The sequence below is a fragment of the Pontimicrobium sp. MEBiC01747 genome (genome assembly GCF_053601635.1).
Map to the genome: position 1 here is coordinate 1 of NZ_JBSHNS010000454.1, position 13,165 is coordinate 13,165.

At 31.2% G+C, this 13,165-nt stretch carries 14 protein-coding genes; 6 read left to right on the forward strand and 8 right to left on the reverse strand.

The window, feature by feature from the left end; all coding sequences use genetic code 11:
* The 6 genes from ACVC2P_RS14915 to ACVC2P_RS14940 all read right to left on the reverse strand — a co-directional run.
* A partial coding sequence (locus tag ACVC2P_RS14915; RefSeq protein ID WP_452599252.1) for a vWA domain-containing protein occupies positions 1-1,005 on the reverse strand: 1,005 nt, incomplete at its 3' end.
* Positions 1,006-1,024: 19 nt separating this feature from the next.
* The gene (locus tag ACVC2P_RS14920; protein ID WP_452599253.1) at positions 1,025-1,534 is read right to left on the reverse strand and encodes a flavodoxin family protein; all 510 of its coding nucleotides are present in this window, start codon (positions 1,532-1,534) and stop codon (positions 1,025-1,027) included.
* Complete coding sequence (locus tag ACVC2P_RS14925; RefSeq protein WP_452599254.1) at positions 1,535-2,539, reverse strand: vWA domain-containing protein; 1,005 nt, start codon at positions 2,537-2,539, stop codon at positions 1,535-1,537.
* Positions 2,539-4,248: a BatD family protein gene (locus tag ACVC2P_RS14930; RefSeq protein WP_452599255.1), complete on the reverse strand. Its 1,710-nt coding sequence runs from the start codon at positions 4,246-4,248 to the stop codon at positions 2,539-2,541. The genes ACVC2P_RS14925 and ACVC2P_RS14930 overlap by 1 nt, the downstream gene beginning before the upstream one ends.
* Before the next feature lie 18 nt (positions 4,249-4,266).
* On the reverse strand, positions 4,267-5,133 hold the full coding sequence (locus ACVC2P_RS14935) for a DUF58 domain-containing protein (protein ID WP_452599256.1): 867 nt from the start codon (positions 5,131-5,133) through the stop codon (positions 4,267-4,269).
* An 82-nt stretch (positions 5,134-5,215) separates the two neighbouring features.
* Positions 5,216-6,217, reverse strand: coding sequence for an AAA family ATPase (locus ACVC2P_RS14940; RefSeq protein WP_452599265.1), 1,002 nt, complete (start codon positions 6,215-6,217; stop codon positions 5,216-5,218).
* Positions 6,218-6,379: 162 nt separating this feature from the next.
* Between ACVC2P_RS14940 and ACVC2P_RS14945 the strand changes: the two genes are divergently transcribed.
* The 5 genes from ACVC2P_RS14945 (at position 6,380) to ACVC2P_RS14965 (ending at position 10,614) form a co-directional block, all read left to right on the forward strand.
* Positions 6,380-7,255: an aldo/keto reductase gene (locus ACVC2P_RS14945; protein ID WP_452599257.1), complete on the forward strand. Its 876-nt coding sequence runs from the start codon at positions 6,380-6,382 to the stop codon at positions 7,253-7,255.
* A gap of 81 nt (positions 7,256-7,336) precedes the next feature.
* Positions 7,337-8,092, forward strand: a complete 756-nt coding sequence (locus ACVC2P_RS14950) for an SDR family NAD(P)-dependent oxidoreductase (RefSeq protein ID WP_452599258.1) — start codon at positions 7,337-7,339, stop codon at positions 8,090-8,092.
* On the forward strand, positions 8,089-8,718 hold the full coding sequence (locus ACVC2P_RS14955) for an HD domain-containing protein (RefSeq protein WP_452599259.1): 630 nt from the start codon (positions 8,089-8,091) through the stop codon (positions 8,716-8,718). Before ACVC2P_RS14950 ends, ACVC2P_RS14955 begins: the two co-directional genes overlap by 4 nt.
* Positions 8,715-9,455: a phosphodiester glycosidase family protein gene (locus ACVC2P_RS14960; protein ID WP_452599260.1), complete on the forward strand. Its 741-nt coding sequence runs from the start codon at positions 8,715-8,717 to the stop codon at positions 9,453-9,455. The genes ACVC2P_RS14955 and ACVC2P_RS14960 overlap by 4 nt, the downstream gene beginning before the upstream one ends.
* Before the next feature lie 25 nt (positions 9,456-9,480).
* Positions 9,481-10,614, forward strand: coding sequence for a DUF5929 domain-containing protein (locus tag ACVC2P_RS14965; protein WP_452599261.1), 1,134 nt, complete (start codon positions 9,481-9,483; stop codon positions 10,612-10,614).
* Here ACVC2P_RS14965 and ACVC2P_RS14970 read toward each other — a convergent pair.
* Together ACVC2P_RS14970 and ACVC2P_RS14975 are read right to left on the reverse strand one after the other, a co-directional pair.
* Positions 10,583-10,981, reverse strand: coding sequence for a DUF7793 family protein (locus ACVC2P_RS14970; protein WP_452599262.1), 399 nt, complete (start codon positions 10,979-10,981; stop codon positions 10,583-10,585). The two genes, ACVC2P_RS14965 and ACVC2P_RS14970, sit on opposite strands and share 32 nt — an antisense overlap.
* Before the next feature lie 23 nt (positions 10,982-11,004).
* Positions 11,005-12,285: a tail fiber domain-containing protein gene (locus tag ACVC2P_RS14975; RefSeq protein ID WP_452599263.1), complete on the reverse strand. Its 1,281-nt coding sequence runs from the start codon at positions 12,283-12,285 to the stop codon at positions 11,005-11,007.
* Positions 12,286-12,627: 342 nt separating this feature from the next.
* Here ACVC2P_RS14975 and ACVC2P_RS14980 point away from each other — a divergent pair.
* The coding region (locus ACVC2P_RS14980; protein WP_452599264.1) for a tetratricopeptide repeat protein at positions 12,628-13,165 on the forward strand (538 nt) is incomplete at its 3' end.

A 13,165-nucleotide genomic window follows, 5' to 3' on the forward strand; every position in this document is an offset into this window, starting at 1 on the left:
CCATTCTGTTTTTCGTTCTAAAAGGAAAATGTCTAAAAATAACAGGAAGATGGCGATGCCTAAAAACCATTGAAATTGGTCTTCGAAATCGGCAAATTGTTTTGCTTCAAATTCTGTTTTATCCATTTTATTTAGAATTTCTTTTATCTCGTCTACAACATTAGCTGTTACACGTCCATTTATATAGGCGCCATCAGCTTCTTCTGCTATATTTTTTAAAGTGTCTTCATTTAAGCGTGTTATTACTGTTTCTCCTTGCCTGTCTTTTTTATAATTAAGTACAACTCCATTTCGTTTTATTGGTATTGGGCCTCCTTTAGTGTCACCTACGCCTATAGTAAAAATTCTAATACCTTCTTTGCTAGCTTCTTCTGCTACGCTTGTAGACGATGCGCCATGGTCTTCTCCATCGGATATTATAATTAATACACGATTGGTTTGTTGGTCGTCGTCGTAATAGGTTTTTGCTAGTGTAATGGCTTCATCTATTGCTGTTCCTTGAGAGGACAGCATATCGGTATTCATGTTTTGTAAAAACATTTTTGCCGAGGCATAGTCTGTTGTTATAGGCAGTTGCGGAAATGCTTTTCCTGCATAGGCTATTATTCCTACACGATCGCTTGCTAAATTATTAATAATTTGTGTTACTAACTGCTTAGATTTATCTAAACGATTTGGTGCAACGTCTTCGGCTAACATACTTTTAGAGACATCTACAGCAAATACAATATCTACACCTTCTCGTTTAACAGTTTCTAGTTTAGATCCGTTTTTTGGGTTTACTAAAGCTATAGATAGACAGGCAAATGCTAAGCATAAGACTATGAGTTTTAATATAGATTTAAAAACAGATTTGTTAGGGCTTAACCTATTTATTATTGTTTTGTTAGCAAATTTGTTTTGCGCACTACGTTTCCAGAGTTGAAGCACTAAAAATAGTACTACAATTACTGGGATAACTAGTAGTGTCCAAAACCATATTTTTTCTTCTAATAAATCGAACATAATTTATTTCGTTTTAGTGTTAAGCTATAATACGTTCACTAAATGTTTTAATTTTTGTTTTCATTGTTTCAGAAATAGTTTCATTTTCAAGCCATGTATGTATATGCCCTTTATAAAACATTCCTAAATATTTTGCGCTTTCTACAAAAGGCATAGTGAATCCATCAAATATTTCGTTTTCATCACTGCAACTTAGGCTAGCCATTTGCATTCCTCTAAGTTGTCTTCCATAATCTTTTTCAATGTTTAAAAAGTCTGAAATTCTATCTAAAAAAACTTTAAGCAACCCACTCATGGTATACCAATATATTGGTGTTGCTAGTATAATGGTGTCATAATTTGTAACAATATTTTTAAACAGCGCACTAAAATCGTCATCTCGGTTTTTAAATTCATAGTCGAAATGACCTATTTGTTTTGTGCTTAAATCTACCACATCAAAACCTGTTTGCTCTTGCAAGTAAGATACCATAGCGAAGGTGTTGCCTTTGCTTCTAGAACTAGCTTGTATGATGATTCCTTTTGTCATTTACACGAAACTTCTAAATATTGTGTAGCGTAATAATAACTCTAACAATAAAAGAAGGCCAGCTACCCAAACAAAAAAGCGGAATTTTTCTTCGTAATTATAGAATTTAAACTCTTCTATTTCTGTTTTTTCTAACTTGTTAATCTCGTCGTATATAGCTGATAACTTTTTATTGTTTGTTGCTCTAAAATATTTACCTCCGGTTACTTGTGCTATTTCTTTTAGTAATGCTTCATCGATTTCTACAGGAACTCTTCCATATCTAAATTGTCCGTTATTACTTCTTGATATTGGGGATAAAGCCATACCATTTGTTCCTAGTCCTATAGTGTAGGTTTTTATACCAAATTCTACAGCAAGTTCACTTGCAATTTTTGGGTTTATAGATCCAGAATTGTTTACTCCATCTGTTAATAGAATAATAACCTTACTTTTGGCTTTACTATCTTTTAATCTGTTTACAGAAGTTGCTAACCCCATCCCTATAGCTGTACCGCCTTCTATAATAGAGTTGTATTTTATTTCGTTTAGTGATCTTAAAACAATAGATTTATCACTTGTTATAGGTGTTTTAGTGTAGCTTTCTCCTGCATATTCCACTAGACCTATTCTATCGTTTGGTCTTCCTTTTATAAAGTCGGTAGCAACATTTTTTAAAGCTTCTAGACGGTTTGGTTTTAAATCTTTAGTAAGCATACTAGCAGAAACATCTATAGCCATAACAATATCTATACCTCTTGTTGTTTTTGTTTTTGTTGATACATCTACTGTACGTGGTCTAGCTAATGCTGTTATTAAAAGTGCTAATGCTATTAAGCGGATAGCAAATAACACATGCTTTAATTTAGGGAGCCACGATTTGGTAACTTTAAATCCTTTTAAACTAGATATTTTTAGTTCTGCTGTTTGTTTTTTGTGCTTAAGTATATACCACAATATTGCTACTGGTAGCAGTGTAAGCAACCAGAAAAAGGGTTTGTTTAAAAATTCTATGCCTTCAAACATTATTCTTCTTCTTTAGGTTTTAATTCTATTGAGTTAATCATGCGTTCTACAATTTGATCTGCGTATGTGTCGTCATGCCTCCAAGTCATTATTATTTGCTGTAATACATTTTCTGAAGAAAAAGTAAATAAAGTAAATTTTCCTTTTTCTGTATTACCTTCTATTAATGTTGGGAAATCACCGCTTCCTGTTGTTTTAACACCTTCAGCTCCGTTAGGTGTGGTAAATTTATCTTTATTTAAAATAATGTTTTGGACTCCTTGTTGCTCAAAAACCTGTATGTTTCCATCAATGGCCTTATTTAAGTCTGTAGTGTTATTTTTATTATCTGTTTCTTGATTGCTTTGTTGTGGTGGTTTATTAAAAGTTGTTGTAGAAACCATAACATTAAAGCCATCTATTAAACTACCATAACCAAATGTGGAGACATTAATTTTACCTTTTAATGCATCTGGGATAGGTGTCTCTATTCGTTTTAAAACTTTAGGCGTACTTATGGTTATTGATGGTATTCCATAGTCGCTAGTCACCCAATCGCCTTCTAATAACTCTTTGCTTTCATGACCTATAATGGTGTCCTTAACATAACCAAACCCATATTTAATACCAAACCCTGTAAATGTTGCTAGCATTAAAAAAATGACAATAGCACTCGCTAGTATTATTTTTTTACGTTTACTTTTACGTTCTTGTTCTTCTTTATATTGTTGGTCTAATAGTTTTTCTTCTTCTGTGGGTTCTGGTAAGGCTTCTTTTACATTGTCTATTTCCAGATCAATTGTTTTTCTATCAATTTCTGCTAGGGCAATGTCTGGTTCAGATTTCGCAAATTTTACTAAATCTGCACGTTTTAATATGGTTTCAATGTTTCTAATATCTTCTTTGCTTAGTTCTATTTGGTTGCCATCTTTTAAAAGATTTAATCTAGAAACTAATTCGTCTGTTGTGCTTTCTAGGGCTTTATCGTAGACTTTTTCGTCTAAATATTTTCTGATAATAAAGGTTAACTCAGAATAATATTCTTTCATGGCTTCATTTTCAAGATACCCTGAGTTATCTAGCTTTTGTAGGGCTAACTTAGCTCTATCATAAGGAGGAAGTAATGCTATTTCTTCTTCTTCTGTTAATGGTTTTTTACGAAATATAAACCAGTATATTAAAAAGGCTATTGTGCCTAAAATTGCTAAAACTAGTAAAAGGTATTTCCACCAGTTACTTGGGCTTTTTTCAACCTTTATAATTGGTTTTATGTCGTATAAGCCTTGCTTAGTAGTATCAATAGCAATGTTTTTTATTTCAACACGTAAAGAATCTGTTAGAAAAGGTTTATCTCCAATAACAATTTTTTGTCTTGGAATTGTGTAGCTACCAGAGTCGAATTGCGTTAATCCATATTTTTTAATTAGGTTGTATTTTGAATTTACTTTAGTGGTGTCTATTTTAAAAGATTCTATCATTTCCATAGGAAGAAATGTTTGTCCTTCTGGAAATACAACAAATGATGTTGTGTCTACTTCAACTTCTATTTTATAGGTTATTTGTTCACCAATTTTTACAGAGGTTGAGTCTATAGAGGTTTTAACTTGTGCATTTAGCGATATAGAGAATATAGAAAATAATATAGAGAAAAAGATAAGACCCCAAGCATTTGTTTTGCTAGGCTTAAGGTGTAATCTGTTTTTTATTTTATTTAATTCGTAATACGTCATTATTAAATTGTCATTAATTTAATTTCTTCTTTTAAAATAGCCTAATAGCTTTTTTACATAGCTTTCATCTACACGGCAATCTATAGTTCCTGCTCCAGATTTTGCAAAGCTGTCTTTATAATAGTCTACTTTTTCTTTATAGAATTTACTGTAATTAACACGTATTTTTTTTGATGCTGTATTTACCAACATTAATTCTCCAGATTCTTCATCTTGCATTTGCACCATTCCTAAATTAGGGATAGCTTCTTCTCTTTTGTCGTATATTCTTATACCTGTAACGTCGTGTTTTCCAGCAGCTATTTTTAGTGTTTGTTTATAATCGTCTGCGATAAAATCTGAAAGTACAAATACTATAGCTTTCTTTTTCATAACGTTTCTTAAAAACTTAAAAGCTTCTGCAATATTGGTTTGCTTACTTTTAGGTTTAAATTCTATAAGCTCACGAATAATTCTAAGCACATGAGAACGTCCTTTTTTTGGAGGGATATAAAGTTCTATGTCGTCTGTAAACAGAATTAACCCTATTTTATCGTTATTTTGTGTTGCAGAAAAAGCTAATGTCGCTGCAATTTCTGTAATTACCTCATTTTTAAACTGTTGGTCTGTTCCAAATAATTCTGATCCCGAAATGTCTACCATAAGCATCATGGTCAATTCGCGCTCTTCTTCAAAAACTTTAATATAAGGCTCGTTGTAACGAGCGGTTACATTCCAGTCTATATTACGTACATCGTCTCCAAACTGGTATTGCCTAACTTCACTAAAAGTCATACCTCGACCTTTAAAGGTAGAATGGTATTCTCCTCCAAAAATATGATCAGACAAACGCCGTGTCTTAATCTCAATTTTACGTACTTTTTTTAGTAATTCTTTAGTATCCATTTTTTATAGTCATCGATTTGCAGTAACAGTATTTAAAAGTTTGAGAGTAAACAACTGCTTACTACAAACTGTTTACTGCCGACTATGGCACTTCTATTTCGTTTACAATTTTATTTATAATATCTACAGAGGTAATGTTTTCTGCTTCTGCTTCGTAGGTAATACCAATTCTATGTCTTAAAACATCGTATACAACTGCGCGTACATCTTCAGGAATTACATACCCTCTATGCTTAATAAAGGCATAACATTTAGCTGCTGTTGCAAGATTTATGCTACCACGAGGAGAGGCTCCAAAAGAAATGAGTGGTTTTAAATCTGCTAGTTTATATTTTTCTGGGTAACGTGTTGCAAAAATAATATCTAAAATATATTTTTCAATTTTCTCATCCATGTACACGTCACGAACAGCTTCTTGTGCTTTTAATATTTGCGAAATAGAAACAACAGGGTTTACTTTCTCAAAACTACCTTTTAAGTTAGCTCTCATGATTAATTGTTCTTCATTCTGCTTAGGGTAGTCTATAACTGTTTTTAGCATAAAACGGTCTACCTGTGCTTCTGGTAAAGGATAGGTTCCTTCTTGTTCTACAGGGTTCATCGTTGCCATTACTAAAAATGGTTTGTCCAGCTTAAAGGTTTCTTCTCCAATGGTTACTTGTTTTTCCTGCATAGCTTCCAGTAATGCAGATTGCACTTTTGCTGGTGCTCTATTAATCTCATCTGCTAAAACAAAGTTTGCAAAAATAGGCCCTTTTTTAATGGAGAAATCATTATCCTTCATGTTGTATATCATGGTACCAACAACATCGGCAGGTAATAAATCTGGTGTAAACTGAATACGACTAAAACTACCATCTATTGCTTTAGACAGTGTGTTAATGGCTAATGTTTTTGCTAAACCAGGAACACCTTCAAGTAGAATATGCCCTTGCCCTAATAAACCAATTAGTAAACGCTCTATCATGTGTTTTTGGCCCACGATAACTTTATTCATCTCTAGCGTTAGCATGTCGACAAATGCGCTTTCTTTTTCAATTTTTTCATTAATAGATTTAATATCAATTGTACCTGTATCTTCCATCATTTTTGATTTTTAAAACTCACGAATTTAACATTCATATTCGGGAAGTGCAAATTGTTAAAATTTTTAATGATACGTTGTTAATAATTGGTTAAAAATTCCGCTTGTTAACACTCGTTAACCTTATTTAGTTCCCTATTTTTAAAGTTCAAAAAATAAAACATGGTTAATAATGAGTATTCTAAAGTTATTGCAGGTGTAATGACTTGGGGGAAATGGGGCGCTAAACTTTCTAAAAAAGAGATAATAAACAGGTTGCATTGTTGTAAAGATAATGCTATTAATACGTTTGATCATGCAGATATTTATGGCGATTATACTACAGAATTAGATTTTGGTAATGCTTTAGCAGAAAGTGGAATTGCTAGAGACTGTATTAAATTAATTTCTAAATGTGGTATTCAATATATTGGAGAGTCTAGAAGTTATAATCGTGTAAAACATTATAACTATAGTAAAGATTATATTATTTGGTCTGTTGAGGAATCTCTTAGAAATTTAAAAACTGACTATTTAGATTTATTGTTATTGCATAGACCAAGCCCATTAATGCATCCAGAAGTTATAGCAGAAGCTATTGATGTATTAAAAAAACAAGGTAAAATTAAGGCTTTTGGAGTTTCTAATTTTACGGTATCTCAAATAGATTTAATCTCTAAATTTGTTGAGGTCTCTGTTAATCAAATAGAATTTTCTTTAACACAACATAAGGCTATGCACAATGGTGTTTTAGACGATATGATAATTAAAGGTTGTAAGCCTATGGCGTGGTCACCTTTAGGTACTGTTTTTAAAGAAGATGTAGAGCAAACTAGACGTATTCATAAACAGTTAGGTGAGCTTATGGATAAGTATAACGCCACCGAAGATCAATTACTACTAGCATGGGTTTTAAGGCATCCAGCAGGAATACATCCAGTAATTGGAACGACGAATATAACCAGAATAGGTAATGCAAGTAAAGCATTAGCAATAGATTTAGAATTAGAAGATTGGTTTTTAATGTTGGTGGCCTCACAAGGGCATAAAGTTCCTTAATTTTGATTTCTGTGAAAGCAGTAATCATAATGTAAAAATAGAAGTTGAATTAAAAAAAATCCTCTTTCGTGGAAAATAAATATGAAAAATAAAGTAGCGTTAATAACAGGAGCAACAAGTGGAATAGGTAGAGCAACGGCTCACGAATTTGCAAAACATGGCATTAAGTTAATACTCTGTGGTAGGAGACAAGAGCGTTTAGATACAATTAAAGAAGCTTTATCTAAACAAACAGAGATACATACTTTAAATTTTGATGTTCGTGATAAAACAGCAGTTTTTAATGCTATTGAAAGCTTGCCAGAAGCGTTTAGGCAAATAGACATACTTATAAATAATGCTGGAAATGCCCATGGTTTAGATCCTATAGAAACAGGTAACCTAGAAGATTGGGATGCTATGTTAGATATTAACGTTAAAGGTTTGCTATATGTAAGTAAAGCAATTATACCGCAAATGACAGCGAGGTGCTCTGGGCACATTATAAACATAGGGTCGTCTGCTGGGAAAGAAGTCTATCCAAAAGGAAACGTGTATTGTGCCAGTAAACATGCTGTTGTAGCGGTAACTGAAGGTATGCGAATAGACTTAAATAATTACGGAATAAAAGTAGGGTCTGTAAACCCAGGTTTAGTAGAAACAGAGTTTTCTCAAGTACGTTACAAAGGAGATGCCGTTGCAGATAACGTATATAAAGGGTATAAAGCGCTACAAGCAGAAGATGTTGCCGATGTTATTTATTTTGCAGTATCAAGGCCTCCCCATGTTAATATTGCTGATATTTTAATGTTTTGTACAGCACAAGCTAGTGCTACTATTGTTAAAAAAGAAATATGATAGATTGGTTAAAAACGGAGTGGACTAATTTGGCTTTAAAATATTGTGAAGACCAACAAGTTATAGACTGTTTTTGGCATGAAATTCGTTTAGCTTATACGAGTAAAAATAGACATTACCATAATGCTACACATATCTATAATATGTTAATTCAAGCGGAGAATGTTAAGAAGAGAATTATAGATTTTGATGCGTTACGTTTTGCCATTTGGTACCACGATATTGTATACAAATCTACCCAAAGTGATAATGAAGAACAAAGTGCCATTTTTGCTGTAAATTGCTTAAAATCGTTTAGTATTAATGAAGAACGATTACAGTTAATATCAGATTTAATCGTTTCAACTAAAAAACATGAGATATTGTGTTATAAAAACGAAGATAATGGATATTTTCTAGATTTAGATTTATCAATATTAGGTGCAAACTGGAATATTTATAAGGAATACAGCTTAAATATAAGAAAGGAATATAGCCTGTATCCTAGTTTTGTGTATAACAAAGGAAGGAAAAAAGTCTTAAAGCATTTTTTAGAAAAGAAATCCTTATTTTTTTCAGAACATTTCAAGAATCAATTTGAAATAAAAGCTAGAGAAAATATAAATAAAGAACTCCATTTACTATGATAAAAAAAATAGTTGTATATATAGGAGTTATAACATTGGCAAGCTTTGTTATATTATGTTCATGTAAAAAAGCAGATAAAACTGTTTTAACAGTATCTCCAGAAATATTAAGTTACATTGCAGATCCCAAAACCCAAAATCTACAATTCTACTGGAAACAAAATAACGACTCTAATTACTTTAACTTTAAAAGATTAAAAACCAAGCTTCAAAAAAATAATAAACAATTGTTATTTGCTACTAATGGTGGGATGTATAATAAAGAAGGTTCGCCTCAAGGATTATATATTGAAGATTTTAAAGAACTTTCAGAAATTGATAAAGCAACAAAGGGCTATGGTAATTTTTATTTGCAACCTAATGGTGTTTTCTACGTAACAAGAAGTAAGGATGCTAAAGTGGTAACAACATCTAATTTTATCGCTAATAAAAATATTGAATATGCAACACAATCTGGACCAATGTTATTAATTGATGGGGCATTTCATCCAAAGTTTAATAAAGATTCCAAAAATTTAAATATTAGAAATGGAGTAGGGGTATTACCTAATGGGCAGTTATTGTTTGCAATGTCTAAAACAAAAATTAATTTTTACAATTTTGCTACCTACTTTAAAAACAATGGGTGTAAAAATGCGTTATATTTAGATGGTTTTGTTTCTAAAACCTATTTACCAGCAAAACATTGGGAGCAATTAGAAGGTGATTTTGGAGTTATTATAGGTGTAACAGATTGAAACAGATAACTAATTAAAATAGATTATGATTAATAAGCGTCTTTTAATTAAAAACTTACTCGCTCATAATGACGAGAACAGTTTTTATGATAAAAAACGCAAAATAGATATAGGGCAAAAAGAAGGCAAAGCTAAGTTTTTAAAACACGTTTGCGCATTGTCTAATAGTAACCCTAAAAACAATTCTTTTATAGTTATTGGGGTTGAAGATGCAGATAATAATATTATAGGTGTTGATTTTTTTGATGATAGTAAAATTCAAAACCTTATAAATGCATATTTAACCAACCCACCAATAGTGCAGTATGAAAATGTACCTTTTCCTCATTTACCAGAACATAAGGTAGTTGGTTTAGTTACTATTCGCCCTATTGATAAATTAACCTCTCTTCGGAAAAATATTTGGAAGTATTTTGGAGGAACTGTTTTTTTTAGAGACGGTAGCATAAGTATGCCAAAAGTATTTGAAAGTGATATAAAGGATGTCAATTCTAAAATTGTGCAATCCATAGAAAATCACTCGCAAAACAATATAGAGTATACATTAGATGGTGTCTTTGATTTTATGAAGAACAGGGAAGATTACAATCCTCAATACAAAGTGTTTAAGGAGTATTTTGTGGTGTGTTGGTCTGGGCAAAAAAAGGAAGTTAAGGATGAGATTTTTTACTCTAGAGTAGATATAGAGCTTATAAATGAGCAGGTGCGTTTGTTTTTTTCGGCACTAGATGAGGTGTCTATTGTTATAGATAATAATAGTTTTAAAATTGTTGAATACGTAAAATTGGGGCTTCAAAATAGTTTTAAATATTACCCTCTTGAAGAGACGATTATAAATTTTGGAAATAATGCAAATTACACAATCGATAGTACTTTAGTTTTTGAGCCTCCTCAATATGATAAAAAAATGTTATATCATATCTATAATGCTAATAATGCTTTATTAGAAAAATTAAAAAGAGGGATATCTTTAAATTTAATAGAAGTTAAAGAATTACAAAATTTACCTGTAAAATATTTAATCTGTTATCTTAACTCGTTTCCAGAAGCACTCGACAAACTAAAAGCAGCCAAACCCTTTTTAAAAAAGTTTGGCGCTGATATTTACATACGTTACAAAGAAGCAGTTAGAGTGTTAAGAAAGGTGAAGTATAGCTAATATGTTCAAGCCAATTTAAAGCAGACTCTCTGTTATAGAAACTTTTATGTTTAATTCTGCTTTTTTTTCCAAAATTCATTACATAATTTGTGCTTAGTTCACTAATTTTCGTATAATTAACTATAGCTATAGCCTTAATTAATGATAAGTCTGCTAATCTTAACTGAGCTTTGTACGTATAACAATAACTATTTTTTTTATTAATTAATAAGTAAAAAGAATTAGAGCTATATTGGTTTAAAAGGACACGATGTAGTTCGGTTATTTTTTTTAAGTTTAAAAGCTCTCCATCGTTAATAATTATTTCTGCAACCCTATTTCTGTCTAGAAAATTAATTTTGCAGAAAGAAAGTGAAATTGCTCTCATAGAATAAAGTTAGTTTATAGGGGTTATTTTTTATTTTCTTTAATTAAAGCTTTTAACTTTTCTATTTCTATTTGTTGTAAATCTACCAATTGTTTTAGCTCTTGAACAGATTTTACCAAAGGGACAACAAATTCACTATATCTTAATCCATAATGCGAGCTATTTTTGTCTGTAGGGATTTCAACACCACTAAAGTTAAAGCCTAAGCTTTTTGCAGTATGCTCTACATCTTGAGCAATAAAGCCTATTTGCCTTTGAGCCTGTTTCTCTTTAATAAAATTAGTATGTGTTTTGGAAGGAGTTACCCCTAAAAAAGTGTTTAGTTTTTCGTAATCTACATTATAGCTTACAGGTGTTAACTTTTCTATAAAGTTTAGACCAGGAATATTTTCTTTAATATTAAATTTAAAACGACCATCAGATAAATTAGTCCAGTTGGCAAAACCACCGATACTACTTACACTTGTGCTACCTATTCTTACTTGACCCCACCCAGTTGTTGTAGCGTTAGTGCCTATGCTTACAGAGTTTCCAATCCAATTTGCATTAGGACCAGAATTTCTACCAATAGAGACATTGTCTGCTCCAGATGTAGTTAATCTTCCCGAATTAAAACCAAGAGCAACATTACCATTACCATTTGTATTGTTAGTTAAAGCATTATGGCCTATAGCAACATTTTCTATTCCAGAACTATTGGTTCTAAAAGAAAAAGCACCTACTGCAGTATTACGTATACCATTAGAGTTGTTAAATCCAGAGTTTTCACCTATAAATACACTTGCAAGAGTAGGATTTATATTACTGTTGTTTCCAGAGTTTCTTCCTATAAAAACAGATTGTCCTATATTGTAGGTTTCAATTTGTCCCTTCACAGTGATTCTTACTTTCTCTGTGTTATTGGTGCGTATACTTACATTATTATTGTTTGTAGTACCTAAAAAATTATTAGAGGTAATATTATCATTACCAGTAATTAACCAATTACTTACAGTATTAGAGTTGTCTAATAAAGAAGACCATTTTGTGCCGTCCCAAAAATAAAATCCTGGAGAAACTCTATTGGTGCCTGTAGTTGTTGCTACATTGTAAACTAATAAAGAAGTTATTGGATTTAATATTGTTAAAGTATCGTATGTACTAGTTAAATTAACTCTTGGAATCAACACGCCCTTATCTGTTGATGAAATATCTAATATAGAACAGGGGTTGGGAGTCGTTGTGTTAATACCTACCTGTGCAGGCAATTTTATGAAGAGGAATAGTACAGTAAGTTGAACCAGTATAATTAATTTGTTTTTCATGATGAATAGAATATTAATTAGTTTTTTGTTAAAATTTATAGAAATAGCGGTAGGGTAAAATATCCCTATAATGTTTAGTAGTTAACTATACATTATATAGAACAATAGAATCTTTGTATTTTATTGATTCTACATGCTTTTTATTTGCATACAAAATCTAAAAATGTAGTAGAATAATAGTTTGTTAGAATCCAGAGTCGATTCCTGAAAATGTAGTTGTGAATACATAGCATGATTATAGGTATTAGTGGTTTGGGGGTGGGCTAATCTAATACAAAGCTTTTATTTAAAATGAAATTTACAGGTAACAAAATGTAACAATCTATTTTTTTCAATCTATTTTTGGAAATCAAATTTAGAGATTATGCAGAAAAATTTATTTTTGCACGCATGCTCCCTACTTATATGTTTCCTAATTATTTATTTATCTATTTTTTTGTTTTTTCAACCTTTTCCTACAGTCAGGATAAACTTTTTCCTGAGCACTGCTTAGCTAATTATAATGTAAACGATTCTAAACTCTTAAAAGGAATAAAAGATGATTTTTACAACGCTAAATTTTTAGAAACTCCAGAAGAAAGTTATAATCTTGCTATAAATACTCTAGAAAAAGCTAAAATTAATAATGACATAGAACTACAAATATATTGTTATAGGTTGCTTGCTATAATTGGACATAATGAGAATAAGCTAATAGAAGCATTAAATTATATTACTGAAGCCTATCGTGTCGTTGAAGAGTATGGCATGAAAAACGAAATATATGCTATTTCTATTATGTCCGATTACGCCGTTTATTTAAAGATGGCATCTAGATATGATGAAGCACTAAAACTATACTATGAGATTTCTAAGTTAATGGATACAAGCTGCCCTAATC

Bases quoted from the DNA above. Each gene is read 5' to 3' on its own strand.
- ACVC2P_RS14930 (WP_452599255.1), bottom strand. From the start codon at position 4,248: ATGACGTATTACGAATTAAATAAAATAAAAAACAGATTACACCTTAAG.
- ACVC2P_RS14970 (WP_452599262.1), bottom strand. From the start codon at position 10,981: ATGAGAGCAATTTCACTTTCTTTCTGCAAAATTAATTTTCTAGACAGA.
- ACVC2P_RS14935 (WP_452599256.1), bottom strand. From the start codon at position 5,133: ATGGATACTAAAGAATTACTAAAAAAAGTACGTAAAATTGAGATTAAG.
- ACVC2P_RS14925 (WP_452599254.1), bottom strand. From the start codon at position 2,539: ATGTTTGAAGGCATAGAATTTTTAAACAAACCCTTTTTCTGGTTGCTT.
- ACVC2P_RS14940 (WP_452599265.1), bottom strand. From the start codon at position 6,217: ATGGAAGATACAGGTACAATTGATATTAAATCTATTAATGAAAAAATT.
- ACVC2P_RS14950 (WP_452599258.1), top strand. From the start codon at position 7,337: ATGAAAAATAAAGTAGCGTTAATAACAGGAGCAACAAGTGGAATAGGT.
- ACVC2P_RS14975 (WP_452599263.1), bottom strand. From the start codon at position 12,285: ATGAAAAACAAATTAATTATACTGGTTCAACTTACTGTACTATTCCTC.
- ACVC2P_RS14945 (WP_452599257.1), top strand. From the start codon at position 6,380: ATGGTTAATAATGAGTATTCTAAAGTTATTGCAGGTGTAATGACTTGG.
- ACVC2P_RS14960 (WP_452599260.1), top strand. From the start codon at position 8,715: ATGATAAAAAAAATAGTTGTATATATAGGAGTTATAACATTGGCAAGC.
- ACVC2P_RS14955 (WP_452599259.1), top strand. From the start codon at position 8,089: ATGATAGATTGGTTAAAAACGGAGTGGACTAATTTGGCTTTAAAATAT.
- ACVC2P_RS14965 (WP_452599261.1), top strand. From the start codon at position 9,481: ATGATTAATAAGCGTCTTTTAATTAAAAACTTACTCGCTCATAATGAC.
- ACVC2P_RS14920 (WP_452599253.1), bottom strand. From the start codon at position 1,534: ATGACAAAAGGAATCATCATACAAGCTAGTTCTAGAAGCAAAGGCAAC.